Below are 24,611 nucleotides of genomic sequence, written 5' to 3'. Positions count from 1 at the left end.
CGGGCGTTCCGCCGGTAAGGTCGCCGACGTGGCCGCAGTCGTCGATCTCGCCGGGGTAGGCGTCGTCCGAGGCGGGGCGGTCCTGCTCGACGACGTGAGCTGGACCGTGGACGAGAGCGACCGCTGGGTCGTCCTCGGGCCGAACGGGGCCGGCAAGACGACGCTCCTGCAGCTCCTCGCCGCGCAGATCCACCCGACGACCGGCGTCGTCGGGCTCCTCGACGAGGTGCTGGGCACCGTCGACGTCTTCGAGCTCCGCCCGCGCATCGGCCTGACGTCCGCCGCGCTGGCCGAACGCATCCCGCGCGGGGAGCGCGTCCACGACGTCGTGGTCTCCGCCTCGTACGCGGTCGTCGGCCGCTGGCGCGAGAGCTACGACGACCTCGACCACGAGCGGGCCGACGAGCTGCTCGCGTCGCTGTCGATCAGCGGGCTGGCCGACCGCACCTTCGGCACGCTGAGCGAGGGCGAGCGCAAGCGCGTGCAGATCGCCCGCGCGCTGATGACCGACCCCGAGCTCCTGCTGCTCGACGAGCCCTCCGCCGGGCTCGACCTCACGGGCCGCGAGACATTGCTCCGCACGCTGGGCACCCTGGCCTCGGACCCGTACGCGCCGGCCTCGGTGCTGGTGACCCACCACGTGGAGGAGATCCCGGTCGGGGTCACCCACGCGCTGCTGCTCAAGCAGGGCCGGGTCGTCGCCGCCGGGCCCGTCGAGACGACCCTCACCGCGCAGCGGCTGGGGGAGACCTTCGACCTCGAGGTCGAGCTCACCTCGCGCGCCGGCCGCTGGTCGGCGCGCGCGCTCTGACCGCCTGCGTCCGGCCGGGCGACCACCCGGCTGGCACCATGGAGGTCTACGCGGGAGGCGCACCTTGAACCTGACGGACTGGCTCGGAGACCACGGCTGGGCCCTGTGGCTGAGCCTCGCCCTGATCCTCGCGGTCGCCGAGGTCGTGTCGCTGGACCTGGTGCTGATCATGCTCGCCGTGGGTGCCCTGGCCGCCGCCGGGACTGCGGCCATCGCTCCCGACCTGTGGTGGCTGCAGATCCTCGTCGGGGCCGGGGTGAGCGCCGGCATGCTGATCTTCCTGCGCCCGAGCGTGCTGGCCAAGGTCCGCGCGACGCCCGGCTACCGCTCGTCGACCGACAAGATGGTCGGCAGCAGCGGGATGGCCACCTCCCAGATCGACCGGGGCAGCGGCGAGATCAAGGTCGACGGCCAGACCTGGTCGGCACGGACGTACGCCTCCGACGTGATCATCGAGCAGGGCACGGAGATCGAGGTCTACGAGATCGACGGGCCCATCGCGGTCGTGTACCCGAAGTACGGCGAGATCGCCTGACCGGTCCGACCGGCCTGACCCGCCCCCGCTCCGGGGGCGCGTGACACCCCTCGGGGCACACTGGACTCCAGACAACAACGTCTCGGAGGAACCACCGTGGACAGCACTTCCCTGATCGTCGCCCTCGTCGTCGCGCTGGCGGTGATCTTCATCCTCGCCAGCTCCATCCGCGTCATCCGCCAGCAGCGGGTCGGGATGGTCGAGCGGCTCGGCCGCTTCAACCGGACCCTCGAGCCCGGTCCGCACCTGCTCATCCCCGTGCTCGACAAGGTCCGCTACAACCTGGACATGCGCGAGAACGTGATCCCGTTCCCGCCGCAGGGGGTCATCACCGAGGACAACCTGATGGTCGGGATCGACTCGGTCATCTACTTCCAGATCGTCGACCCGGAGCGCGCCGCGTACGAGGCGCAGGACTACGTCAAGGCGATCGAGCAGCTCACCCAGACCACGCTGCGCAACATCATCGGCGGGCTCGACCTCGAGCAGACGCTGACCAGCCGCGAGGAGATCAACCAGAAGCTGCGCGTCGTCCTCGACGAGGCGACCGGCAAGTGGGGGATCAAGGTCAACCGCGTCGAGCTGCGGGCGATCGAGCCGCCGCCCACGATCCGTGACGCCATGGAGAAGGGTGCGCGCGCCGAGCGCGACAAGCGCGCCGCGATCCTCATCGCCGAGGGCCAGCGCCAGTCGAACATCCTCTCCGCCGGCGGTGAGAAGGAGTCCGCGATCTTGCGGGCGCAGGGTGACCGCGAGGCCGCCGTGCTCCGGGCCCAGGCCGACCGCCAGGCCCAGATGCTGCGGGCCGAGGGCGAGGCGCAGGCGATCGGGACCGTGTTCAACGCGATCCACGCCGGCCAGCCCGACCAGGCGCTGCTGTCCTACCAGTACCTGCAGATGCTGCCGCAGCTGGCCAAGGGCGACGCCAACAAGATGTGGATCGTCCCGAGCGAGCTGAACGACGCCCTCAAGGGTCTCGGCGGCGTCGTGAACCAGGCCATGAGCGGCGGCAGCGCAGGAGCGCAGGGGACCGGTATCCCGGCCGCCAGCGGCACCTTCACCGCCCCGCCGAAGATCGACGTGCAGGCCGAGATCGAGCAGCAGTCCCGCGCGGACGAGGAGGCCTCGCGCAAGACGGTCGCCGAGGCGATCGCCGCCGCGCAGGAGCTGGAGCGCCCGGGCGTACGGCCGCACGCGACGGTCAACAACGGCAACGGGACCCCGGCGGTCACGGACGGGCGCGAGAACGCGCCGGTCCTCACGGAGCAGTCCGCGGCGGACAGCACCGCGGCGTCCACGGAGCCGGAGACGGTGGGGGAAGCCGCTAACGTGCAGCGGTGAGCCCGACCGACCTCCTGCTGATCGGGCTCGCCGGCATCTGGGCGGGCTTCATCAACACGGTGGTCGGTTCCGGGACGCTCATCACGTTCCCGGTCCTGCTCGCCCTCGGCGTGCCCCCGGTGGTGGCGAACGTCTCCAACACCATCGGGCTCGCCCCGGGGTCGTTCGCGGGGGCGTGGGCCATGCGCCCCGAGCTCAAGGGTCAGCGGAGCCGGATCCTGCGGCTCGGCCCGCTCGCCCTGGTCGGCGGGATCGTCGGGGCCGTGCTGCTGCTGCGGCTGCCGGCCGAGGCGTTCGCCGCGATCGTGCCCGTGCTCATCGGGCTCGGCTGCCTGCTCGTCGTCCTGCAGCCGGTGCTCTCCCGACGCGTGGCCGCGCGGCGCGAACGACTCGGCGAGCCGGTGGCCGGCTCGCCCGGCGGACCCCGCTGGCTCGGCGCCGGTGTGCTCGCGACCGGTGTCTACGGCGGCTACTTCGGCGCCGCCCAGGGCGTGCTGCTGCTCGGCCTCCTGGGGATCGGGCTGGACGAGCCGCTGCCCCGGATCAACGCGCTCAAGAACGTGCTCGCGATGCTCGTGAATGCCGTCGCGGGCGTCGTCTTCATCCTCGTGAGCCACGTGAACTGGCCGGTCGCCGTCGTCATCGCGGTCGGGGCGGTCCTCGGCTCCCAGCTCGGCGCACGGGTCGGGCGTCGGCTGCCGCCGACCGTCTACCGCGTCGTGATCGTCACGGTCGGCGTGGTGGCGATCGTCAACCTGCTGCGCTGACGCGTGGGCCGTACGCCGTCCGCCGTACGGGGGCAGCGGCGGCTAGCGTGCTGTCGTGACGACCGCGGCCAGGGCCCGACCGGGACGGCGTGCCGCGGTGATCGGCGCGGCCGCTGTCGTCCTGGTCGTGCTGCTGGTGCTCCTCGTCCGCTGCGTGACGAGCGGTCCGGCTTCGTCGTCGGGCCCGTCGGCGGGGGACGCCGAGGTGCTCGTCACCGACGTCGAGCTCCCGCAGACCGACCCCGCCTACACCGTCGCGTCGGTCGTCGCCGTCGTCCAAGGCGACCGGGCGTTCCTGCGGGTGAGCCTGATCTGGCCCGACGACGACACGGAGCTGCACCAGGTCCCCCTGATGGGGGCGACCGTCACCCACCACGCGCCGTACGCGGGTCTCACCGCGGCGTGCGGGCTGACCGACTCGGTGGCGCCGCCGAGGATCGAGGGTCCCGCAACCCTCGAGCTGTCGTGCACCGGTCTGCTGGTGCCCGCCGACGTGGCCACGGTCGAGCTGACGGACTGAGCTGACGTACGAGCCTGGATCCGGCGTCGAGGGCGGCTCAGGCGACCTGGCGCAGCAGCATCACGTGCGCGCTCGCCAGCTCGGCCAGCCGGGCGCCGGGCAGCAGCAGCTTGCTGCCGCGGGTGCCGCTGCCGACCACGACCCACGGCTGCGCGACGACGGCGTCGTCCACGAGCACCGGCCAGTCCGAGGGCAGGCCGACCGGGGTGATGCCGCCGTACGCCATCCGGGAACGTTCCGTGGCCTCGGCCATCGGGGCGAAGGAGATCTTGCGGACGCCCAGCTGGTGCCGGACGGCCTTGTTGACGTCCGCGCGGTCGGTGGCCAGCACGAGGCACGCCGCCGTCGTCGTGGTCTCGGCGCGCCGCCCGCTCACGACGACGCAGTTCGCGGACTGCTCGAGCGTCACCCCGTACGCCTCGCAGAACGCGGCGGTGTCGGCCAGGTCGTCGGCGATCGGGGCGACGAAGCAGTCGGCCGCCCAGGCGGCATCCGCCGCGCTCACCGCCTCCGCGGTCGGCGGGGCCAGCAGGTCGAGCTGCTCGAGGGCGGGCCGCCAGGGCAACGAACCGATGGAGGGTGCGGGCACGGCGCGATCCTAGGGGCGGGCAGGATGGGCGGGTGCAGGTGGAGGTCGGGGCCGACGACCCGCGGCTCGGCGACTACGTCCGGCTGCGGGAGTCGTCGTTGCGGCGCAGCCTCGAGTCCGAGCGCGGGCTCTTCATCGCCGAGGGCGAGAAGGTCATCCGCCGCGCGGTCGAGGCCGGGCACCGACCGCGGTCGTTCCTGCTGGCGCCGCGCTGGCTCGCCGGGCTCGAGGACGTGCTGGCCCGCTGGCCCGACGTCGACGTCTACGTGGTCGACGAGGCCGTCGCCGAGCAGGTCACCGGCTTCCACGTCCACCGCGGCGCGCTCGCCTCGCTCCACCGGGCCGACCTGCCGCCGGTGGACGACCTGCTGGGCCTCGATCGGCTGGTGGTGCTGGAGGACGTCGTCGACCACACCAACGTCGGAGCGATCCTGCGCAGCGCCGCCGGGCTCGGCTGGGACGGGGCGCTGCTGTCGCCACGTTCCGCGGACCCGCTCTACCGGCGGGCGGTCAAGGTCAGCATGGGGGCGGTGTTCGCGCTGCCGTGGACCCGGTTCCCGAGCTGGCGCGACGCGCCCGCGCTGCTGACCGGGGCCGGCTTCACGACCGTCGCCCTCACCCTGGCCGACGACTCCGAGGACCTGGACGTCGTGGCGGAGCGGCTGCGCGGTCCAGGCAAGGTCGCCGTGCTGCTCGGGACCGAGGGCGCCGGGCTGTCCGACCACTGGGCGCAGACCGCGTCCGTCCGGGTCCGGATCCCGATGCGGGCCGGGATCGACTCGCTCAACGTGGCGGCGGCCGCCGCCGTCGCCTGCTACGCCCTGGCCCCGCGGGTCACTCGCTAGAGCTCCGACTCGTCGTCGTCGTCGTCCTCGTCGTCGGCCGGCCCGAGCCGCGGCGACACGGGCCAGTCGGCCGGGTAGCGCGCCGCGAGGTCGTCGTGCTGCTGGCGCAGCTTCTTGCGGGCCCGCCCCGAGAGACGGTCGCCGAACACGGTGCCGTTGAGGTGGTCTGTCTCGTGCTGGAGGCAGCGGGCGAGCAGCCCGTCGCCGTGGATCTCGACCGGGTTCCCGTCGACGTCCTGCCCGCGGCAGACGGCGTGGTCGGGGCGGGCGAGCGTCTCGTACGCACCGAGGTAGGACAGGCAGCCCTCGTCGGCGGCGTCGAGGTTGCGCTCCTTGCCCTCCGGCAGCTCGACGACGGGGTTGCAGACGACCCCGACCCGACGGATCTCCTCGTCGTCCGGGCAGTCGTAGACGAAGACGGCGAGGTCGCGTCCGACCTGGTTGGCCGCCAGACCGACGCCGGAGGCCGCCTCCATCGTCGCGAACATGTCGCGCACCAGGGTCCGCAGGTCGTCGTCGAAACGGTCGACCGGTCGGGTCGTCGCGTGCATCACCGGGGTGCCCCAGCGGGTGATCGGCAGCACGCGGCCGCCGGTCGTGAGGTCGTCGTCCACGGCGGGCAGATTAGCGCCCCCAGCCATCGACGTGCGCGTTCATGACCGCACGTCGAGCAGCACGAGGCACGCGGGCCGGGGCGTCGGGAAGCGGAGGACCGCCGCCGCGGCCTCCAGCCCCCGGCCCGCCTCGGCCGTGATCGCTCCCAGGTCGAGCACGACGACCTCGTCCGACTCCTGGTCGGCGACCCAGACCAGGCCGTCGGCCACGACCACGTCGCGCGGGTGACGGCCGCCGCACGCGACCTCCGTGACGAACGCGACCGTGCTCTCCGCGGGGTCCAACCGGAAGACGCTCACCGTGTCAGGGCCGCGCGTGGCGACGACGACCAGGTCGTCCGAGAAGCGGAGCGCGGACGGGGCGGGCGCGTCGCCCGGCGCTGGGTCGGACGCGGTGACGTCGCCCGTACGGCGTGTCGTCCCGATCACCTGCGTCGGGCGCCAGCCGCCCAACTCGCGTCGACCGACCCACAGCTCGGAGGAGAGCTCGCCAGCCACGACGAGGGTGTCGTCGGCGACGACGAGGTGGCGCGGCCCGAACCCGGGCGGGAGCACCAGCGCAGGCGCGGCCTCCGTCAGCCGCCCGTCGTCGTGCAGCAGCAGCCGGTGCACCCGGTCGGTGCCGAGGTCGCAGACCAGCACCTCGTCCGACCGGTGCGGGTCGAGGACGACCTGGTGGGCGTGCGGTGCGTCCTGCCGGACGGGGTCGGGCCCGAGCGGGGCCGAGGACGAGAACCGGTCGAGCGGACCGGTCAGCCGACCCGCCTCGTCCAGGGCGAAGGTCTCCACCGTCCCGCTGCCGTAGTGGGCGACGAGGACCTGCCGGCCGTCCGCGGTGAGCGCCAGGTGGCAGCCGCCGTCGCCGCCCGTCGCCCGCCGGTCCAAGACGGTGAGGCGCCCGTCGTTCTCCAGCCGGGTGCACGCGAGCATCGACGGCGCCGTCTCGGAGACGCTGACCAGCCAGGGGTCGGTGGGGTGCGGCACGACCCAGCTGGGGGAGGGCAGGGCCTCGTGCCCGACCCGGACGTACGCCGGCCCGTCGGCCGGGCGCTCGTGCAGGTCCAGCACGGTCAGACCGGTGCCGGCCTCCGGGTCGTCGCCGGACGGGTCGAGGCTGTAGCCGCCGACGACGACCCGTCGCGGAAGCGTGGTCGGGTGGCTCGCTCGTCGCTCGGTCACAGCCCAGCCGTACCACGGCACAGTCACGGCCCGGCCGGGCGACGTACGGGGTGGCGTCTTGCCCGGGCCTGGTGGGGCGCCCACAGTGACGTGGTGGACGTGGACGTGGTGGGCGAGGCGGTCGGCGAGCCCGAGCCGCTCCCGCCGGCGCTCACCGACCCGCTCGAGGACTACCTGCGCGAGCTCCGGCTGCGGCGGGGCCTGTCCCCGCACACGCTGCGGGCCTACCGCACCGACCTGATCGGCCTGCTGACCCACCTGGCCGGACGCGGCGTGCTCGACCTCGCCGAGGTGGACCTCCGCGACCTGCGCGGTTGGCTGGCCGCCCAGCAGGCCGCAGGCCGCGCGCGCACCACGCTGCAGCGCCGCTCGGCGGCGGTGCACGGCTTCTTCCGGTGGGCCGAGCAGACCGGGCGGCTCTCCCGCGACCCCTCGGCCGCGCTCCGCTCGCCCCGGCCGCACCGACGGCTGCCCGCGACCCTCAGCCAGGTCGAGGCGGTGCAGCTGCTGGACGACGCGCTCGCCGTGGCCCGCGAGGAGGACGGGCCCGTCGGCCTGCGCGACGTCGCGCTGCTCGAGGTCCTCTACGCGACCGGCGTCCGGGTGGCGGAGCTCTGCGGCCTCGACACCGCCGACGTCGACCGCGACCGCGGCGTGCTCCGGGTCTTCGGCAAGGGCGCCAAGGAACGTTCCGTGCCTGTCGGCCGCCCCGCACTCGTCGCCGTGGACACCTGGCTGGCGCGCGGCCGCCCCTCGCTCGCCGTCCCGGCCTCGGGCTCGGCGCTCTTCGTCGGGGAACGCGGTGGCCGGCTCGACCCCCGCGTGGTCCGGCGCATCGTGCACCGGGCGCTCCGCATGGTCGACGGCGCGCCCGACCTCGGGCCCCACGGCCTGCGGCACGCCATGGCCACCCACCTCCTCGAGGGCGGTGCCGACCTGCGCAGCGTGCAGGAGATGCTCGGGCACGCGTCCCTCGCGACGACGCAGATCTACACCCACGTCACCGACGAACGACTCCGCTCCGCCTACCTCCAGGCCCACCCGCGCGCCTGACGCGTCTAGGGATGGCAGGTGCGCACTCCCGCACCCGACACGCCGGTGAAGACGTGCGCCAGCGCGCACCTGCGGTTCGTTTCCCCGCCTTGAGACCCTCAGAGCTCTCGAGAACGCTCGGCGCCCGTGTCGAAGAACGTGTCCAGGTAGTCCTCCGCCGACAGCCCGCTCTCCCGGAGCAGGGAGAACACCTCGGCACCGTCGCCAGGCTCGTCGAAGAGCCGGTAGGCCTGCGCCAGCCCCAGGAAGGTGTCGGGCGCCTCCTCGATCGCCGCCGCGTACGTCTCCGCCTCGGCCTCGGCCCGCGCGACCGCCTCCTCCACCGAGTCGGCGCGCCACAAGGTGATGCGCTCCTCGTAGAGCGGTGGACCACCGTCGGCCGGCCAGCCCTTCGCGAACAGGCAGCGCACCGCGAACCACGCCGCCGTCTCGCTCATCGGCCGAGCGTGACACGGAGCCGGCGTCCGCGCTGTCGTGCGGAGCGGGAGCCAGGGCTGCTGGTCCGACGCCAGCACGCCTCACAGCCACGTCATCGGGTCGACCATGCGGCCGTCGAGCCAGACCATCAGGTGCAGGTGGCAGCCCGTGGCGAAGCCGGTCTGGCCGACGTAGCCGACGACCTGGCCCCGGCGGACCCGGGTGCCGGGCCCGACGACGTAGCGGATCGCGTGGTTGTACGCGGTCACGACCTCGTGCCCGTCGACGGAGCCGTGGTCGATGAACAGGCGGTTCCCGTAGGCGACGCTCGACCCGCGCCGCGACACCCGCCCGTCGTACGCCGCCCGGATCGAGGTGCCGCACGCGGCGCCGAAGTCGGTGCCGTCGTGCAGCTTCCACACGTGCAGGACGGGGTGGAGGCGGCGGCCGTACGGGGAGGTCACGGCGCCCGGGACCGGGCGGACGAAGCCGTGGCTGCCGGGCGTCCCGATCGCGCTCAGCGGCCCACCGACGAACCCGACCGCCCCGGTCGCCGCCGCCTCGACCGCCTTGCGGGCCGCCTCCCGGGCGAGCGCCTCGGCGACGACCACGGAGCGCCGGGAGGACGGGACGAGGCGCAGGGTGCCCGCTGTGCCCGCGGAACCCGTCCCACGGACCAGGACCAGCGGGTCGAGGTAGGTCGTGCCGCGCTTGAGGCCCCAGTGCAGGCAGCGGTCCTGGCAGTGCGCCTCGCGGCCGACCCTGCCGATCACCTGGCCCGTCCGGACGCGCTGCCCGACCCGGACCGACGCCTCGACCGGCTCGAAGGTCGAGCGGACGCCGCCGTGGTCGACCACGACGACCGGCTTGCCGCCGACCCGTCCGACGAACACGACCCTGCCGTCCGCGGGCGCCAGGACCCGTTGGCCGGGTCGGGCCTCGAGGTCGACGCCGCGGTGCCCGGGCAACCACGGCAGGTCGGGCGGGGGAGGGTCGAAGCCCTCCTCGACCGTCGGAGTCCCGTCCAGGGGCCAGCCGCCGGTGGTCGGACCCGCCCCGCCGTCCGCGTCACCTGGCGCGGCCCAGGCAGGGGCCACCCCCAGCACGCCCAGCACCACCGCCAGGAGCGCGGTCGCGCACGCCCGCCGGAACCCGTCTCTGCCACTGCTCACGACGAGATCTTGGTGACCGGCGCCGCGGTCGCGCCGGTGCCCGGACGAGACCTGTGGATGAGTTGGCAGGACGCTCTGGGGCTGTGGACAACCGGCCGGCAGCGGATTCGCGGGGGTAGGCCCGGACGAGTAGTCTGGGCGCAGCAGGCCCACCTGGGCCTGACTTCGCGTGCCCACCTTCCGGTCACCTCGTGACCGGGCGGCGCCACGGTCCTGGCCTCGGCCGGGCGGGTGCCTGCGTGAGCACCAGGGAGCGTCGAACAGCTCGGCGCTCGTCAACCGTACGTCGGTGCCTCCTCGCACCGGCAAGGAGAGGAAACGGCCATGGCCGTCGTCACCACTCGCCAGCTCCTCGAGAGCGGCGTCCACTTCGGGCACCAGACCCGTCGCTGGAACCCCAAGATGAAGCGCTTCATCTTCACCGAGCGCAACGGCATCTACATCATCGACCTGCAGCAGTCGCTGACCTACATCGACCGCGCGTACGCGTTCGTCAAGGACACGGTCGGCCGCGGCGGTCAGGTGCTCTTCATCGGCACCAAGAAGCAGGCGCAGGAGACCATCGCCGAGCAGGCGACCCGGGTCGGGATGCCCTACGTGAACCACCGCTGGCTCGGTGGCATGCTCACCAACTTCGGCACCATCGTGAAGCGCATCCAGCGCCTCAAGGAGCTCGAGGTCATGGACTTCGACGACGTCGCGGCCTCGGGCCTGACGAAGAAGGAGCTCCTCGGACTGCGCCGCGAGAAGGACAAGCTCGAGAAGACCCTCGGCGGCATCCGCGAGATGTCCCGGACCCCGCAGGCGGTCTGGATCGTGGACACCAAGAAGGAGCACCTCGCCGTCGACGAGGCGCGCAAGCTGCGCATCCCGGTGATCGGCATCCTCGACACCAACTGCGACCCCGACGAGGTCGACTTCGCCATCCCCGGCAACGACGACGCGATCCGCTCCGTCTCGCTGCTGACCCGCGTGCTGGCCGACGCCGTCGCCGAGGGCCTCGTGTCCCGCTCCGGTGGCGCGACGACCGGTGACGAGGCCGAGGTCGAGCCCATGCCCGACTGGGAGCGCGAGCTCCTGGGCGCCTCGCAGGAGCCCGCCGCGTCCGTCCCCGACGCCGAGCCGGCCGCTGACGCCGCCCCGGTGCCCGGTGACGAGCAGCCCGGCGAGGCCGCTGTCGAGGCCGAGGCCGAGGCCGACGCCAAGGTGACCGAGGAGCGCGAGTACCAGCCCGACGCGGCTGACCAGGCCGCTCCGGCCGTCTGAGCCCGCACCACTGCTCCTTCCGGGGAGCGCCTTTCCCGAACGAGAACGACGAAGACGAAGGACGGACCGCTGCATGGCGATTTCTGCTGCTGACGTGAAGAAGCTCCGCGACGCCACCGGCGCCGGGATGATGGACTGCAAGAAGGCCCTGACCGAGGCCGACGGCGACTACGAGAACGCCATCGAGGTCCTGCGGGTCAACGGCCAGGCCAAGGCGGCCAAGCGTGGCGCCGAGCGTTCCGCGAACAACGGGCTCGTGGCGTACGACGACGGCGCTCTGCTCCAGCTCGGGGCCGAGACCGACTTCGTGGCCAAGAACCAGGAGTTCCAGGACCTGGCCGCGAACGCGGTCAAGGCCGTGGCCGCCAACCAGGCCGCCGGCGTCGAGGCGGCCAACGCCGCCGCGCTGCCGTCCGGCCAGACCGTCGGCGAGGCCGTCGAGGCCCTCGCCGTCAAGATCGGCGAGAAGCTCGAGGTGAGCAACGCGGCGTACTTCGACGGCAAGACCGTCGTCTACCTGCACCGCCGCGCCTCGGACCTGCCGCCGCAGGTCGGCGTCCTCGTCGAGTACGACGGGGCCGACGAGACGGCCGCCCGCGCGGTGGCGATGCAGATCGCCGCCATGCGTCCGACCTACCTGAGCCGGGACGAGGTGCCCGCCGACCTCGTCGAGAACGAGCGGCGCATCGCCGAGGCCCAGGCCCGCGAGGAGGGCAAGCCCGACCAGGCCGTGCCCCGCATCGTCGAGGGCCGGGTGAACTCCTACTTCAAGGACGTCGCCCTGCTCGACCAGCCCTCGGTCACCGACGGCAAGACCTCGGTCGGCAAGCAGCTCGAGGCCGCCGGCGTCACGGTCAAGCGGTTCGTCCGCTTCGAGGCCGCCGGCTCCTGATCCATCGCGTCGTGCTCTGAGCCTGTCGGGCGATCGACAGGCTCAGGGCACGTAGCGACGGGCTCAGAACCACGACCAGCAGGACCCAGGAGACACCCATGACCGGCCCTTACTCACGCGTGATGCTCAAGCTCTCCGGCGAGGTGTTCGGGGGTGGCAGCGTCGGCGTCGACCCGATCGTCGTGCACGGGGTGGCCACGCAGATCGCCCAGGTCGTCAAGGCCGGGACCCAGGTCGCGGTCGTGGTCGGCGGCGGCAACTTCTTCCGCGGCGCCGAGCTCCAGCAGGCCGGGATGGACCGCGACCGCGCGGACTACATGGGCATGCTCGGCACGGTCATGAACTGCCTCGCGCTGCAGGACTTCCTCGAGAAGGAGGGCGTGCAGACCCGCGTTCAGACGGCCATCACGATGGGCCAGATCGCCGAGCCGTACATCCCCCGTCGCGCCGAGCGGCACCTGGAGAAGGGCCGCGTGGTCATCTTCGGCGCCGGCTCCGGGATGCCCTACTTCTCGACCGACACCGTCGCCGCCCAGCGCGCGCTCGAGGTGGGCGCGGACGTGCTGCTGATGGGCAAGCAGGGGGTGGACGGGGTCTACTCCGCCGACCCGCACCGCGACCCCACGGCGGTGAAGTACGACGAGCTCACCTACGACGAGTACCTCGCCAAGGACCTCAAGGTCGCCGACGCGACGGCCATCAGCATGGCCCGTGACTACAAGCTGGCGATGGTCTTCTTCGGGCTCGACAACCCCGGGAGCATCGTCGCCGTGGTCTCGGGTGAGAAGATCGGCACGTCCGTCCACGCCTGAGGCGACCGCCTCGGGCCGATTCCGGACCACCCTCCCGGCCCCTGGGCCAGGATCCCGCCGCACCACCCGCACGCCGTACGAAGGAGTCCACCCGTGACCGCCGCCGAGATCCTCGCTGACGCCGACACCAACATGGAGCTGGCCGTCGAGTACGCCAAGGAGGAGTTCGCCGCGATCCGCACCGGACGGGCGCACCCGGCGATGTTCGCCAAGATCACCGCCGAGTACTACGGCGCGTACACCCCGCTGCAGCAGCTGGCGAGCTTTCAGGTCCCCGAGGCCCGGATGGTCCTGGTGACCCCGTACGACCGCGGTTCGCTGCCGGCGATCGAGAAGGCCATCCGCGAGTCGGACCTCGGCGTGAACCCGTCGAACGACGGCAACTCGATCCGCCTGGTCCTGCCCGAGCTCACCGAGCAGCGGCGCAAGGAGTACATCAAGCTCGCGCGCAGCAAGGCCGAGGACGCCCGCATCTCCATCCGCGGCTCGCGTCGTCAGGCCAAGGACGCGCTCGACAAGATGGTCAAGGACAAAGAGGTCGGCGAGGACGAGGTGACCCGCGCCGAGAAGCAGCTGGACGGCTCGACGAAGAAGTACGTCGACCAGGTCGACGACGTCCTCAAGCACAAGGAAGCCGAGCTGCTCGACGTCTGAGCGACTCCCTCCTCACCTCGACGTGTCCGCCGACACCGCTCCACCCGCCCCGCCCGTCCGCGGCGGCCGGGCCGGTCGCGACCTGCCCAAGGCGATCGGGATCGGGGTCGGGCTGGGGGCGTTCGTCGTGCTCAGCCTGCTGTTCTTCAAGCCGGCCTTCGTCCTGCTGGTGGCGGTCGCGCTCGTCCTCGGCTCGCGGGAGCTGCACGCGGCGCTGAAGCGTCAGGGGATGAACGCCGCCATCGTCCCGATCATGGTCGGGACCGTGGCCATCGCCATCGGGTCCTACCTCGCGGGCATCCAGCGGCCGATCGTCTACTCGACGACCAGCGTGCTGCTGGGGGCACTGGCGCTGACGGTGCTGGCCGCCCTCGTGTGGCGGATGCCCGGCGGGCCCCACGGCTACGTCAAGGACGCCGCGGCGAGTCTGTTCATCATCTGCTACGTCCCGCTGCTCGGCTCGTTCACGGCGCTGATGCTCGCCGGCGAGAACGGGGGAGCGCGCCTCGTCACGTTCATCCTCGTCGTGGTCAGCAGCGACACGGGCGGCTACGTCTTCGGCGTCCTGATGGGCAAGCACCCGATGGCGCCGACGATCAGCCCCAAGAAGTCGTGGGAGGGCCTGGCCGGCTCGTTGCTCTTCGGGATCGTGGCCGGGATCTGCATGGCCGTGCTCGGCCTGCACGTGCCGATCTGGATCGGGGTGCTCATCGGCGTCGCCCTGGTCGCGGTCGGCACCTGCGGCGACCTGATCGAGTCCCTGATCAAGCGCGACCTCGGGATCAAGGACATGAGTTCGTTCCTGCCCGGCCACGGCGGGGTCATGGACCGGCTCGACAGCCTCCTTGTGGCGGCCCCGGTAGCCTGGCTCATCATGTACATCCTCGTCCCTGGAGGCTGACGTGAGTGCAGCAGGAACCCCCGACCTGCCCCGCTCCGAGGCCCTTACGTCCGCAGCACCGGTTGTGCCCGAGTACGTGCAGCCGCCGGACCGTTCCTCGTTGCCGCTGGTCTTCTCCGCCCCGCGCCGCGGCAAGCCGCCGGTGCACTGGGCCGACCTCGATCCCGCCGCTCGTCGTACGGCCGTCGAGGCGGCCGGCCACCGGGCCTACCGCGCCCGTCAGCTCTCGGCCCACTACTTCGAGGGCCTGCGCAGCGACCCGGAGACCTGGACCGACCTGCCGACCGGCGTCCGCGCCGAGCTGGCGTCGACGTTCATGCCGACGTTGCTCAAGCCGGTGCGCGAGCTGACCTGCGACGACGGCGACACCGTCAAGTCGCTGTGGCAGCTGCACGACGGCGCGCTCGTGGAGAGCGTGCTCATGCGCTACCCCGACCGGGTCACGATGTGCGTCTCCAGCCAGGCCGGCTGCGGCATGGCGTGCCCGTTCTGCGCCACCGGCCAGGGCGGCCTGCAGCGGAACATGAGCACCGCCGAGATCGTCGAGCAGGTCGTCGACGGCGCCCGCAAGCTCGCCGCCGGCACGCTCGCCGACGCCGAGGCCGGCCGTACGCCCCGGGTCAGCAACGTCGTGTTCATGGGCATGGGTGAGCCGCTGGCCAACTACAAGGCGGTCGTCGGCGCGCTGCGGCAGCTCACCACGCCGAGCCCCGACGGGCTCGGCATGAGCGCCCGGGGCATCACCGTCTCCACCGTCGGGCTGGTCCCGCGCATCAACCAGCTCGCGACCGAGGGCATGCCGGTCACCCTGGCCCTGTCGCTGCACGCACCGGACGACGAGCTGCGCGACGAGCTCGTGCCCGTCAACACGCGCTGGAACGTCGACGAGGTCGTGGACGCGGCGTGGGAGTACGCCAAGACCACGAAGCGCCGGGTGTCGATCGAGTACATCCTCATCCGCGACGTGAACGACCAGCCCCAGCGGGCCGAGCAGCTCGCGAAGGTGCTGCGCCGCCGCGGCACGTGGGGCTGGGTGCACGTCAACCTCATCCCGCTCAACCCGACCCCGGGTTCGCGCTGGACCGCGTCACGGCGCCGCGACGAGGACGAGTTCGTCCGTCGGCTCCAGGCCCGCGGCGTGCCCGTCACCGTCCGCGACACCCGTGGCCGGGAGATCGACGGGGCCTGCGGCCAGCTCGCCGCCGGCCAGGCCGACATCGACGCCGTCAGCACACCGGCGACACCCGTCGCCCGTGCCCGCGTCTGACCTTCGGCCGACGGCGGCCGCCGGGGGTGGTGGTCCGACGGAGCTGATCGTGCGTTCGTCGGTCGTCGGCTGGCACGACACCGCCTTCCCCGGCTGGCTCGAGGTCACCGTGTCGGATGTCGGGGGGCGGGTGCACCGCATCGTCGAGAAGGCGCCGGTGCTCACCGGACGCACGGTCCGCGTCAGCGAGGACCTTCCCCTCGAGATGTGGCTCCGCGGTGAGCACGTGCGCATGGACCGTGGCGCGGTCGTCGTCCGATTGGTTCGCGGTGTCGTGACCGCAGACGGGTCGTCCGAGCTGACGCTGGACCACCAGGACGTGCGCTGGCTCTAGCGCACGACGGCGGTCCTAGGCTGACGCCCATGAGCTCCCCCGAGGTGCCCGTGCCCGCGCTGACCGACGTCGCCGACGCGCTCGTGGCGGCGGGCGTTCGGGTCGTCGTCGGCACGATGGTGAACGCCTCCGGTCTGGTGCTGGCCAAGTCGGTGCCGGTCGCGCGGCTCGCGGCCTTCGCGCAGGCCGGGCTCGGGTCGGCGCCGGTCTGGGACGTCTTCACCGTCGACGGCGCGATCGCCTTCACCGACACGGTCAGCGCGGTGGGGGACCGCCGCCTGCGGATCGACACCGAGGAGCTGGCGGTCCTCGGCGACGGCCTCGCGTGGGCCCCCACCGACATCGTCACGCAGGAGGGCGAACCCGTCCCGACCTGCCCGCGTACGGCCCTCCGGGACGTGGAGCGGCGACTGGCGGACGCCGGCTTGCAGGCGCTCGTGGGCCACGAGCTCGAGCTGGTCCTCGTGCAGCCGGACGGCTCTCCCCTCGAGGGCGGGTCCTGGGTGCCGTACGGGATGAGCGGGCTCCTCGACCACGCCGGCTTCGTGGACGATCTCGTCGCCGCCTGCGCCGCGGCCGGGGTGCCGCTGGAGCAGGTGCACGCCGAGTACGGCCGTCAGCAGCTCGAGCTGTCGCTGCCGCCCGCGAGCCCGCTGCAGGCCGCCGACCGGGCGGTGCTCGTCCGCGTCGTCATCGGCCAGGTCGCGCGGCGCCACGGTGTCCGGGCGTCGTTCTCGCCGGCCCCGTTCCCGGGGACGGTCGGCAGCGGCGCCCACCAGCACCTGTCGCTGACCCGCGACGGGGTGCCGCTGCTCTCCGGCGGGTCCGGTCCGCACGGGCTCACCGAGGACGGCGGCGCGGCGATCGGCGGTCTGGTCGACGGCCTCGCCGACGTCCAGGCCTTCCTCACCGGGTCGGTGCTCTCCGGCGCCCGCCTCGTCCCGGGAGGCTGGTCCGGCGCGTTCCGCTGCTGGGGCACCGAGAACCGCGAGGCGGCGGTCCGCTACCTCGTCGCCGCGCCGGGCAACCCGCACGGCGCGAACGTCGAGGTCAAGATCATCGACCCGTCCGCCTGCGTCTACCTCGCCTCCGCCGCGATCCTCGCCCTCGCCCTCGACGGGATCGAGCGGCACGCGGCCCTGCCGACCGAGGTCGCGACCGACCCGAGCACGGTGGCCGAGGCCGACCGGGCCGGGGCCGGGCTCGAACTGCTCTCGTCGGACCCCGCCGCCGTCGTCGACGCGTTGGACCGTTCGGCGCTCGCGCGTCGGCTGCTCGGTGACCCGGTGGTCGACGCGACGGTCGCCGTACGGCGGCTCGAGCAGAAGACGTTCGCCGACGTGCCGGTCGAGGACGTCGCCGCCCGGCTCCGGCTCGTGTGGTCGGCCTGAGCACGGTGGGATCCCCGCTCGCCGAGCACTTGGAACAGCTCGCGCTCGTCGACCACCACGTCCACGGCACGTGGACGCAGGACGCCGATCCGGCTCGGATCGCGAACGCCTTCAACGAGGCCGACACCGCCCCGCTCGCCGACCCGACGTCCGCCTGGGACACCCAGCTCGGGTTCGCCGTCCGTCGCTGGTGCGCGCCGCTGCTCGACCTGGAGCCGCACGCGTCGCCCGAGACCTACCTGCAGCGGCGCGCCGAGCTCGGTGAGCTCGAGGTCGCGCGTCGCCTGATCGCCCCGACGAACGTGTCCGACTGGCTCGTCGACACCGGATGGAGCGAGGGGCTGACGTCGCCGGACGGGCTGGCCGCGCTCGGCGGCGGCACCGGACGCACGATCGTGCGGCTGGAGACGCTGGCCGAGTCGCTGCTGCCGACGCTGGTGGACGCGGGCGACTGGGCCGAGGCGTTCGGGGCCGCGGTGGACGAGGCCGCGAGGACCTGCGTCGGGTTCAAGTCGGTGATCGCGTACCGCTCCGGGTTCGCCGTCGACCTCACCCCGCCCGCCCCGGAGGCCGTGGCCGAGGCGGCTCGGCGGTGGCACGCCGGGCTGGAGGACGGCCGAGCCCCACGGCTCGACGACCCGACGCTGATCGTCTCGGGTCTCTACGCCGCCCTGCGCACCCATCGTCCGCTCCAGCTGCACGTCGGGTTCGGCGACCGTGACCTCGACCTCGCGTCGGTCGACCCCCTGCTCCTCACCGACCTGCTGCGTCGGCCCGAGGTGCGCGGGGTGCCGGTGATGCTGCTGCACTGCTACCCGTACGAGCGCCACGCCGGCTACCTCGCCCAGGCCTTCCCCGAGGTCTACCTCGACGTCGGGCTCGCCACCCACTTCCTCGGCGCCCGAGGGGTCGGAGTCGTGGCCCGTTCGCTGGAGCTGGCCCCGTTCCGCCAGGTGCTCTACTCCTCCGACGCCGCTGGCCCCGCCGAGCTGCACCACCTGGGCGCCCGCCTCTGGCGCCACAGCATGACGCAGGTGCTCGGCGGCTGGGTCGACGCGGGCGAGTGGTCTCTCGACGACGCCCGCCGCGTGGCGACCCTCGTCGGCCGCGACAACGCGCGCCGCGCGTACGACCTGGACTAGGGCAACGGGACGATCTCCAGGCGCTCGACGCGGGCGTCACGTACGTCGAGCAGACCCAGCGTGCGGAACGGTTGCCGCCGCTTGTCGGTCGGGGATCCCGGGTTGACGATGCGCAGGCGGCGCCCATCCAGCAGATGGCCGGTCTCGTCGAGCGGGATGTGGGAGTGGCCGAAGACCACGAGGTCCGCCTCCGGGAACCGCCGCCGCATCCGCGCCGTGCGCCCCTGCTTGGCCCCGGCGTCGTGGATCATCGCCACGCGGAGCCCGTCGAGCTCGCCGCTCCACGTCTCCTCGGCGCCCCAGGCCGCGACCTCGGGCCCGTCGTTGTTGCCCTGCACGACGTGCACCGGCGCGTACGCGGCCAGCTCGTCGAGCACGGACGGCAGGCACACGTCGCCCGCGTGGAGGATCAGGTCGGCGCCGGTCAGGTGCTCGGCCACGGCCGGCGGCAGACCCTTCCAGAAGCGCGGCGCGTGGGTGTCGGACAGGAGGACCACGCGCATCCCCGCATCCTCCCAGTGCTCGATCCGTGCCCCGAGATCGAGGCCGACCTCGGGCCCTGAGCGTGGAGCCGCAGGCCCGGCGCCAGCTCGGGCTCCGGATCGAGCAGACTGCGGAACCATGCACCCCGCGCCCGCCCCGCTGCCCACCGCCGTCACCTCGAGGCGGCGCGAGCCGGTGACGCGGACGACCTACCTCGTCGTCGGGACGGGCTGGCGAGCGGAGCCGTACCTGCGGCTCGCGGCGATGCTGCCCGACCGCTTCGGGGTGACGGGGATCGTCGCGCACTCGGACGCGTCCCAGGAACGCGCCCGCCGCGACTGGGGCGTCCCGGTGCACGCCGACCTCGACGCCGCGCTGGCGGCGGAGCGCCCGGATTTCGTCGTCCTGAGCGTGCCGTGGCCGGTCACCCCGGTGCTCGTCCGCCGGCTCGTCGCGCTCGGCCTGCCCGTGCTCACCGAGACCCCGCCCGCGCCGGACCTCGAGGGCCTGCACGCGCTCTGGGCCGAGGTCGGGGCGTCCGGCCTGGTCCAGGTCGCCGAGCAGTACGCGCTCATGCCGCTCGATGCGGCCCGCCTCGCCCTCGTCGCCGACGGCGTGATCGGGACGCCGAGCTCGGTCCTGGTCTCCTCCACACACCTCTACCACGCCGTCGCGATGATGCGGTCCTACCTCCGCGTCGGGGTCGACGGGCCCGTCGAGGTCGTCGGGCGCGCGTACGGCGGGACGCTCGTGGACCCGCTCACGCCGGCCGGGTGGACGTACGACGACGAGCCGAAGCCGGCGCAGAACATCCTGGCCGCGGTCGACTTCGGCCAGGGTCGGGTCGGGCGCTACGACTTCACCGACAACCAGTGGTGGAACCCGCTGCGCCCCGACCACCTGCTCGTCCGCGGCTCGGCGGGCGAGATCGCCGACACGAGCGTGGTGCACCTGGCCGACCCGACGACGCCGGTCACCTCGCGCCTCGAACGTGTGTCGACCGGCGTCGGCATGGACTACCAGGGCCTCGAGCTCACGCACCTGACGTTCGAGGGCCGCGTGGTCTGGCGCAACGACTTCCTCGGCGCCGGGCTGACCGACGACGACCTCGGCGTCGCCGTCCTGCTCGACCGGACGGGGGCCTGGGTCCGCGAGGGCGGCGACGGGCCGTACCCGCTGCGCGAGGCGTGCCAGGACCACGCGGTCGGGATGGCGATCGAGCGGGCGGTCGCCACCGGCGAGACCGTCCGGGTGGAGCGCCAGCCGTGGGCCTGAGCGCGTCAGGCGTGGTGGACTAGGCGGACGATGCCCGCACGCCAGACGAAGCCCACGCAGCAGCCCAAGGACGCGTACGCGCAGAGCGGCAAGGTCCTCGCCTCGCAGGTCCAGCGGTTGCGCGGATGGCTGAGCACCGACGCGAGCAGGCTGCCGGAGCTGGTCGACGCGCTGAACGCGCTCGTCGCCCACCGGCTCGACGGCCACGCGTACGCCGCGGCGGGGGCGGACGCGCAGGAGGCGGTCAAGCGTTCCGCGGACCTGCTGCTGTCGACCGGGCCCCTCGGGCCCTACAGCAGCGCGGTCGACGCGGTCCGCTGCGGCACGGCCCTCGTCCAGCTCGCGGCGCTCCAGACCGCGGTCGGCCTCGTCGACGCCGCCGGCGCGACCCTCGACTCCTGGGACGGCATCCGTACGCAGGTCGCCGAGGCGGGCACCGTCGTCGAGCTCGCCGCCGCGCCGGGTCGGCACGCCCTGGTCGTGGCCGCGCGCGTCGCCCTGGCCCGAGGTGACGTCGCGAGCGCCAACGCGTACGCCGACGCGGCCCTCGCCGTCAGCGGCCCGCCGCCCGCCGAGACCGGGTTCGGCGTAGTGGACCTCGACCGGTTGGAGTCGGACGTGCGCTGGGCGGCGGGTCACCCCGAGCAGTCGCTGGGCTTCCTGCACACGGCCAAGGAGGCGTACGAGAGCGCGGTCGGCGAGCGCCTGGCCGACCCGGGCCGCCTCGCGCCCCCGCTCGCCGAACGGCTCACCGAGCCGATGCCCGGGCTGTACCGCGACCTGGCCGACCGGCTGGGCTCCGTGGGCGAGCGCGACCTCGCGCTGGCCAACCGCCGGCAGCTCGTGGCGCGGCTGCACGCCTTCGCGGGGCGGTCCGACGCGTTCCGGGCGCCGCTGGTGGCGGCGCTGACCGATCTCGCGTCGGACCTGGCCACGGCCGGGCGGGGCGAGGAGGCCTTCGACGCGGCGACGGAGGCCCACGAGGCCGCGGTGGACAAGAACGTGGCCGCGGGGACCCGCCTGCTGGCGGCCGCCGCGCTGGCCCGCGCCTCGCTCGTCTCGGGTCGGCAGACCCCGGCAGGTCCGCTGCGCGGTCTGCTGACGAGCGAGGGAGAGAGCGCCGGGCCCGCCGTCCGCAGCGTGGTCCAGGCCGCGCTGGCCGAGACGCTGCGCGCCGAGGGGCTCGACGAGGCCGCAGCGGCGGCGTCCGCGCAGGCGACCGGGACCGGCGCGGTGCTCGTCGACCAGGCGCGCGGGGTCGTCCCGCGCGGTGACGGCGCAGTCACCTGGACACCGCTCGACCGCGAGCGCGCCTACGGGGCCCCGCTCGCGGCGGCCGGCGGAGCCGCCCCCGCGGTCCCGACGTGGCTCGAGCAGGAGCGCGCCGAGGCCCGCCGTCAGGAGGCCGAGCGCGCCGAGGAGGCCCGCCGCGACGCCGAGGAACGCGCCGCGCAGGAGGCCCGCGCGCAGGAGCTGGCCCGGGCCGAGGCCGCCGCGCGCGCGACGTCCGAGGCGCAGGAGCGCGAGCGCGAGGAGGCCCGTCGCCAGGCCGCGGAGGAGGCCGAGCAGGCCGAGCGCAAGCGCCGCCGCGAGGAGCGGCTGCGCCAGCACCAGGACGAGGTCGACGCGCGCGAACGCGCGGAACGGGACGTCCAGCGGGACGAGATCGACGCCCGCCTGGCCGCGCTCGACGCCGCGGAGGAGGCCGAGCGCGACCGCCTCCTCGCCCTGCGCGCCCGGCTCGACGAGCCGACGGCGCCCGCCGAGCCGACGCCGCCCGCCCAGCCGCCTGGGGCGATCGAGCCGCAGGAGCCCGATGCTCAGCAGCCCGAGCCGCAGGAGCCCGAGCCGCTCCCAGAGCCCGAGCCGACCCCCGAGCCAGAGCCCGAACCGCTCCCCGAGCCCGAGCCAACTCCCGAGCCGGAACCCGACCCCCTGGACCTCGCCGAGCAGGAGCTCGCCCGGGCCCGCACGAGCGGCGGACGGCGTGAGGTGCGGGCCGCGTTGGAGGCGGTCGTCGACGTCCTCCGGGAACGTCAGGCCCAGGACCCCGCGTACGCGGCCCGCCTGCGGACCGCGCTCGAGGAGCTCTCGAGCGCCCGGCTGCGCGGTGGCGACATCTTCGGTGCCCGCGCAGCGTCGCGGGAGGCCAAGGCCCTGCGCTGACGGCATGATGGTGGCTCGTGAGCGAGCCCGAGCAGACCCTCGACCCGGCACTCAAGGCGCTGGCGGACGCGTACGGCATCGCGACGGACTACTGGGACTGGCAGAGCCGCCACGTCGTGGTCCCGCCGAGCACGGTGCGTTCCGTGCTGGCGGCGCTCGACGTCGACGCGAGCACGCCGGAGGCGGCCGTCGAGGCCCTCGCCGCCCGTGAGCAGGAGCCCTGGACGCGGATGCTCCCGCCCTGCCTGGCCCTGCGGTCGGGGCGTACGGGTCACGTCAACGCCCACGTCCGCGCCGGCGACGCGCTCGAGGTGTGGATCGACCTCGAGACCGGTGGCGTCTGGGAGCACCTGCGCCAGCTCGACAACTGGAGCCCGCCGCGGGACCTGACCGGCCCGTACCCGGGCGGGGGTCCGGTCGGCGAGGCGACCTTCGAGATCCCGGACGCGCTCCCGCTGGGCTACCACCGGCTCCGGGCGCGCAGCACGGACGCGTCGGGGACGGTGCACGAGGCCGCCATGGTCCTGATCGTGACGCCGAGCTGGCTCGGTCTGCCGGCGTCGGTCGGCGAGCACCGGACCTGGGGCATCGCCACGCAGCTCTACAGCGTGCGGTCGCGGCAGTCGTGGGGCGTCGGCGACCTCGTCGACCTGGAGGACCTGGCCGTGTGGTCCGCCGCCACCACAGGCGCCGACTACGTGCTGGTCAACCCCCTCCACGCGGCGGAACCGGTGGCGCCGCTCGAGCCGTCGCCCTACCTGCCGACCTCGCGCCGCTTCGCCAACCCGATCTACCTGCGCGTCGAGCGGATCCCCGAGTACGCGACCGCCCCGGCTGACGTCCGGGCCGAGGTCGACCGGCTCGGGCGGGACCTGGCCGATCGGCTCGCCGGCCTCGACGTCATCGACCGCGACTCCACGTGGTCGGCCAAGCGGGCCGCGCTGCAGGCCCTCTTCGCCGTGCCGCGCACGCCCGGGCGCCAGGCCGCGTTCGACGCCTACCGCGAGCGCGAGGGCGACGGTCTGCGGAACTTCGCCGTCTGGTCCGCGCTCGCCGTCGCCCTCGGACCTGACTGGACGGCCTGGCCCGACGCGCTCCGGCACCCGGGGTCGGCGCAGGTGCAGGCGTGGGCGGGGGAGCACGCGGGCGAGGTCGACCTCGAGTGCTGGCTGCAGTTCGCGCTCGACGAGCAGCTCGACGCCACCCAGTCGGCCGCCCTGCGGGCCGGGATGAGCCTCGGCGTCCTGCACGACCTGGCCGTCGGGGTGAACCCGCGCGGCGCCGACGCCTGGAGCCTGCAGGACACGTACGCCCGTGGGATCGCGGTCGGCGCTCCGCCGGACCCCTACAACCAGAACGGGCAGGACTGGAGCCAGCCCCCGTGGCGCCCGGACCGGCTGGCCGAGACGGCGTACGAGCCCTACCGCGCGATGGTGTCGACGATCCTGCGCCACGCGGGCGGCATCCGCGTCGACCACGTGATCGGGCTGTTCCGGCTGTGGTGGATCCCGGCCGGGGCGGGGCCGAAGGCCGGCACGTACGTCCGCTACGACCACGAGGCGATGATCGGCATCCTGGCGCTCGAGGCGCACCGGGCTGACGCGCTGGTGGTCGGCGAGGACCTCGGCACGGTCGAGCCGTGGGTCCGCGACGACCTGGCGAGCCGCGGGATCCTCGGCACGTCGATCCTGTGGTTCGAGTTCGACTTCCACGGCGACGGCACCCCGCTCGCGCCCGAGCTGTGGCGCGAGTACTGCCTCGCCTCGGTCACCACGCACGACCTGCCGCCGACGACGGCCTACCTCGCCGGCGACCACGTGCGCCTCCGCGAGGAGCTCGGCGTGCTGACCCGCCCGTTCGCGGAGGAGCTCGCGGCGGACGAGGCCGAGCGAGCGGCCTGGCTGGACAACCTGCGGACGCACGGGGTCCTCGCCGAGGGGGCCGACGTGCAGGAGACGGTCGAGGCGCTGCACCGCTACCTGACGCTCACGCCCGCGCGCATGCTCAACGCCGCGCTGACCGACGCCGTGGGCGACCGCCGCGCCCAGAACCAGCCGGGCACGACGAACGAGTACCCCAACTGGCGGGTGCCGCTGACGGACGCCGACGGCCGCCAGGTGCTGCTCGAGGACGTCTTCACCAGCGAGCGCGCGCAGGCGTTGTTCCGCGTGTTCAAGGGCTGAGC

Annotated in this window: 25 protein-coding genes; 19 read left to right on the top strand and 6 right to left on the bottom strand. The window is 73.8% G+C overall.

The window, feature by feature from the left end; translation table 11 throughout:
- The first annotated feature begins 28 nt into the window (after window positions 1–28).
- From FHX39_RS15050 to FHX39_RS15030, 5 genes are all read left to right on the top strand, one after another.
- Window positions 29–811, top strand: a complete 783-nt coding sequence (locus FHX39_RS15050; RefSeq protein ID WP_183339746.1) for an ABC transporter ATP-binding protein — start codon at window positions 29–31, stop codon at window positions 809–811.
- 64 nt (window positions 812–875) lie between these two features.
- Complete coding sequence (locus FHX39_RS15045) at window positions 876–1,346, top strand: NfeD family protein (RefSeq protein WP_232530638.1); 471 nt, start codon at window positions 876–878, stop codon at window positions 1,344–1,346.
- 111 nt (window positions 1,347–1,457) lie between these two features.
- Window positions 1,458–2,687, top strand: coding sequence for an SPFH domain-containing protein (locus FHX39_RS15040; RefSeq protein WP_408631503.1), 1,230 nt, complete (start codon window positions 1,458–1,460; stop codon window positions 2,685–2,687).
- Complete coding sequence (locus FHX39_RS15035; RefSeq protein ID WP_183339744.1) at window positions 2,684–3,454, top strand: sulfite exporter TauE/SafE family protein; 771 nt, start codon at window positions 2,684–2,686, stop codon at window positions 3,452–3,454. Before FHX39_RS15040 ends, FHX39_RS15035 begins: the two co-directional genes overlap by 4 nt.
- A 55-nt stretch (window positions 3,455–3,509) precedes the next feature.
- Window positions 3,510–3,974 (top strand): hypothetical protein, encoded by a 465-nt coding sequence (locus FHX39_RS15030; RefSeq protein ID WP_183339742.1) that lies wholly within the window; start codon window positions 3,510–3,512, stop codon window positions 3,972–3,974.
- Between the two features lie 37 nt (window positions 3,975–4,011).
- On the opposite strand, the gene FHX39_RS15025 is transcribed toward FHX39_RS15030, so the two are convergent.
- Window positions 4,012–4,563, bottom strand: coding sequence for a YbaK/EbsC family protein (locus FHX39_RS15025; protein ID WP_332836854.1), 552 nt, complete (start codon window positions 4,561–4,563; stop codon window positions 4,012–4,014).
- Between the two features lie 32 nt (window positions 4,564–4,595).
- On the opposite strand from FHX39_RS15025, the gene FHX39_RS15020 reads away from it, so the two are divergent.
- Window positions 4,596–5,408, top strand: coding sequence for a TrmH family RNA methyltransferase (locus FHX39_RS15020; protein ID WP_183339740.1), 813 nt, complete (start codon window positions 4,596–4,598; stop codon window positions 5,406–5,408).
- Here FHX39_RS15020 and def read toward each other — a convergent pair.
- Window positions 5,405–6,022, bottom strand: coding sequence for a peptide deformylase (gene def, locus FHX39_RS15015; RefSeq protein ID WP_332836853.1), 618 nt, complete (start codon window positions 6,020–6,022; stop codon window positions 5,405–5,407). The two genes, FHX39_RS15020 and def, sit on opposite strands and share 4 nt — an antisense overlap.
- Window positions 6,023–6,061: 39 nt before the next feature.
- Window positions 6,062–7,201, bottom strand: coding sequence for a lactonase family protein (locus tag FHX39_RS15010; RefSeq protein WP_183339736.1), 1,140 nt, complete (start codon window positions 7,199–7,201; stop codon window positions 6,062–6,064).
- A gap of 93 nt (window positions 7,202–7,294) precedes the next feature.
- Here FHX39_RS15010 and FHX39_RS15005 point away from each other — a divergent pair, with 93 nt between their 5' ends.
- Complete coding sequence (locus FHX39_RS15005; protein WP_332836852.1) at window positions 7,295–8,254, top strand: tyrosine recombinase XerC; 960 nt, start codon at window positions 7,295–7,297, stop codon at window positions 8,252–8,254.
- A gap of 98 nt (window positions 8,255–8,352) precedes the next feature.
- Here the strand turns inward: FHX39_RS15005 and FHX39_RS15000 are convergent, their stop codons facing one another.
- Together FHX39_RS15000 and FHX39_RS14995 are read right to left on the bottom strand one after the other, a co-directional pair.
- A complete protein-coding gene (locus FHX39_RS15000; RefSeq protein WP_183339732.1) occupies window positions 8,353–8,691 on the bottom strand; it encodes a hypothetical protein in 339 nt (112 codons plus the stop codon).
- Between the two features lie 81 nt (window positions 8,692–8,772).
- Window positions 8,773–9,843: a peptidoglycan DD-metalloendopeptidase family protein gene (locus FHX39_RS14995; RefSeq protein ID WP_183339730.1), complete on the bottom strand. Its 1,071-nt coding sequence runs from the start codon at window positions 9,841–9,843 to the stop codon at window positions 8,773–8,775.
- Window positions 9,844–10,167: 324 nt separating this feature from the next.
- Here FHX39_RS14995 and rpsB point away from each other — a divergent pair, with 324 nt between their 5' ends.
- The 9 genes from rpsB to FHX39_RS14950 all read left to right on the top strand — a co-directional run bounded on the left by rpsB (window position 10,168) and on the right by FHX39_RS14950 (window position 18,502).
- A complete protein-coding gene (gene rpsB, locus FHX39_RS14990) occupies window positions 10,168–11,109 on the top strand; it encodes a 30S ribosomal protein S2 (RefSeq protein WP_183339728.1) in 942 nt (313 codons plus the stop codon).
- A gap of 73 nt (window positions 11,110–11,182) precedes the next feature.
- Window positions 11,183–12,001, top strand: coding sequence for a translation elongation factor Ts (tsf, locus tag FHX39_RS14985; RefSeq protein WP_183339726.1), 819 nt, complete (start codon window positions 11,183–11,185; stop codon window positions 11,999–12,001).
- Between the two features lie 98 nt (window positions 12,002–12,099).
- Complete coding sequence (pyrH, locus tag FHX39_RS14980) at window positions 12,100–12,813, top strand: UMP kinase (RefSeq protein ID WP_183339724.1); 714 nt, start codon at window positions 12,100–12,102, stop codon at window positions 12,811–12,813.
- Between the two features lie 132 nt (window positions 12,814–12,945).
- On the top strand, window positions 12,946–13,467 hold the full coding sequence (frr, locus tag FHX39_RS14975) for a ribosome recycling factor (protein WP_198423920.1): 522 nt from the start codon (window positions 12,946–12,948) through the stop codon (window positions 13,465–13,467).
- A gap of 22 nt (window positions 13,468–13,489) precedes the next feature.
- Window positions 13,490–14,368: a phosphatidate cytidylyltransferase gene (locus tag FHX39_RS14970; RefSeq protein WP_183339704.1), complete on the top strand. Its 879-nt coding sequence runs from the start codon at window positions 13,490–13,492 to the stop codon at window positions 14,366–14,368.
- Window positions 14,369–14,432: 64 nt separating this feature from the next.
- Window positions 14,433–15,635: a 23S rRNA (adenine(2503)-C(2))-methyltransferase RlmN gene (rlmN, locus tag FHX39_RS14965; protein ID WP_332836851.1), complete on the top strand. Its 1,203-nt coding sequence runs from the start codon at window positions 14,433–14,435 to the stop codon at window positions 15,633–15,635.
- A gap of 49 nt (window positions 15,636–15,684) precedes the next feature.
- The gene (locus FHX39_RS14960) at window positions 15,685–15,969 is read left to right on the top strand and encodes a hypothetical protein (RefSeq protein WP_183339702.1); all 285 of its coding nucleotides are present in this window, start codon (window positions 15,685–15,687) and stop codon (window positions 15,967–15,969) included.
- A 29-nt stretch (window positions 15,970–15,998) separates the two neighbouring features.
- Window positions 15,999–17,360, top strand: a complete 1,362-nt coding sequence (locus tag FHX39_RS14955; RefSeq protein ID WP_183339700.1) for a type I glutamate--ammonia ligase — start codon at window positions 15,999–16,001, stop codon at window positions 17,358–17,360.
- A gap of 5 nt (window positions 17,361–17,365) precedes the next feature.
- Window positions 17,366–18,502 carry an amidohydrolase family protein gene (locus FHX39_RS14950; RefSeq protein ID WP_183339698.1) on the top strand — a complete coding sequence of 379 codons (1,137 nt, stop codon included), beginning with the start codon at window positions 17,366–17,368 and terminating at the stop codon, window positions 18,500–18,502.
- Here FHX39_RS14950 and FHX39_RS14945 read toward each other — a convergent pair.
- Complete coding sequence (locus FHX39_RS14945; RefSeq protein WP_183339696.1) at window positions 18,499–19,005, bottom strand: metallophosphoesterase family protein; 507 nt, start codon at window positions 19,003–19,005, stop codon at window positions 18,499–18,501. The genes FHX39_RS14950 and FHX39_RS14945 overlap by 4 nt on opposite strands.
- 118 nt (window positions 19,006–19,123) lie before the next feature.
- Between FHX39_RS14945 and FHX39_RS14940 the strand changes: the two genes are divergently transcribed.
- Genes FHX39_RS14940 through malQ form a run of 3 tightly spaced genes read left to right on the top strand, consistent with a single transcriptional unit; the run spans window position 19,124 to window position 24,609 of the window.
- Window positions 19,124–20,260, top strand: coding sequence for a Gfo/Idh/MocA family oxidoreductase (locus FHX39_RS14940; RefSeq protein WP_183339694.1), 1,137 nt, complete (start codon window positions 19,124–19,126; stop codon window positions 20,258–20,260).
- Window positions 20,261–20,290: 30 nt separating this feature from the next.
- Window positions 20,291–22,426 (top strand): hypothetical protein, encoded by a 2,136-nt coding sequence (locus FHX39_RS14935; protein ID WP_183339691.1) that lies wholly within the window; start codon window positions 20,291–20,293, stop codon window positions 22,424–22,426.
- Between the two features lie 17 nt (window positions 22,427–22,443).
- A complete protein-coding gene (malQ, locus tag FHX39_RS14930) occupies window positions 22,444–24,609 on the top strand; it encodes a 4-alpha-glucanotransferase (RefSeq protein ID WP_183339689.1) in 2,166 nt (721 codons plus the stop codon).
- Window positions 24,610–24,611: the final 2 nt, after the last annotated feature.

Source organism: Microlunatus antarcticus (assembly GCF_014193425.1).
Classification (GTDB): domain Bacteria; phylum Actinomycetota; class Actinomycetes; order Propionibacteriales; family Propionibacteriaceae; genus Microlunatus; species Microlunatus antarcticus.
The sequence above is the reverse complement of the archived record's forward strand: the minus strand, read 5'-3'. Positions and strand labels throughout refer to the sequence as shown.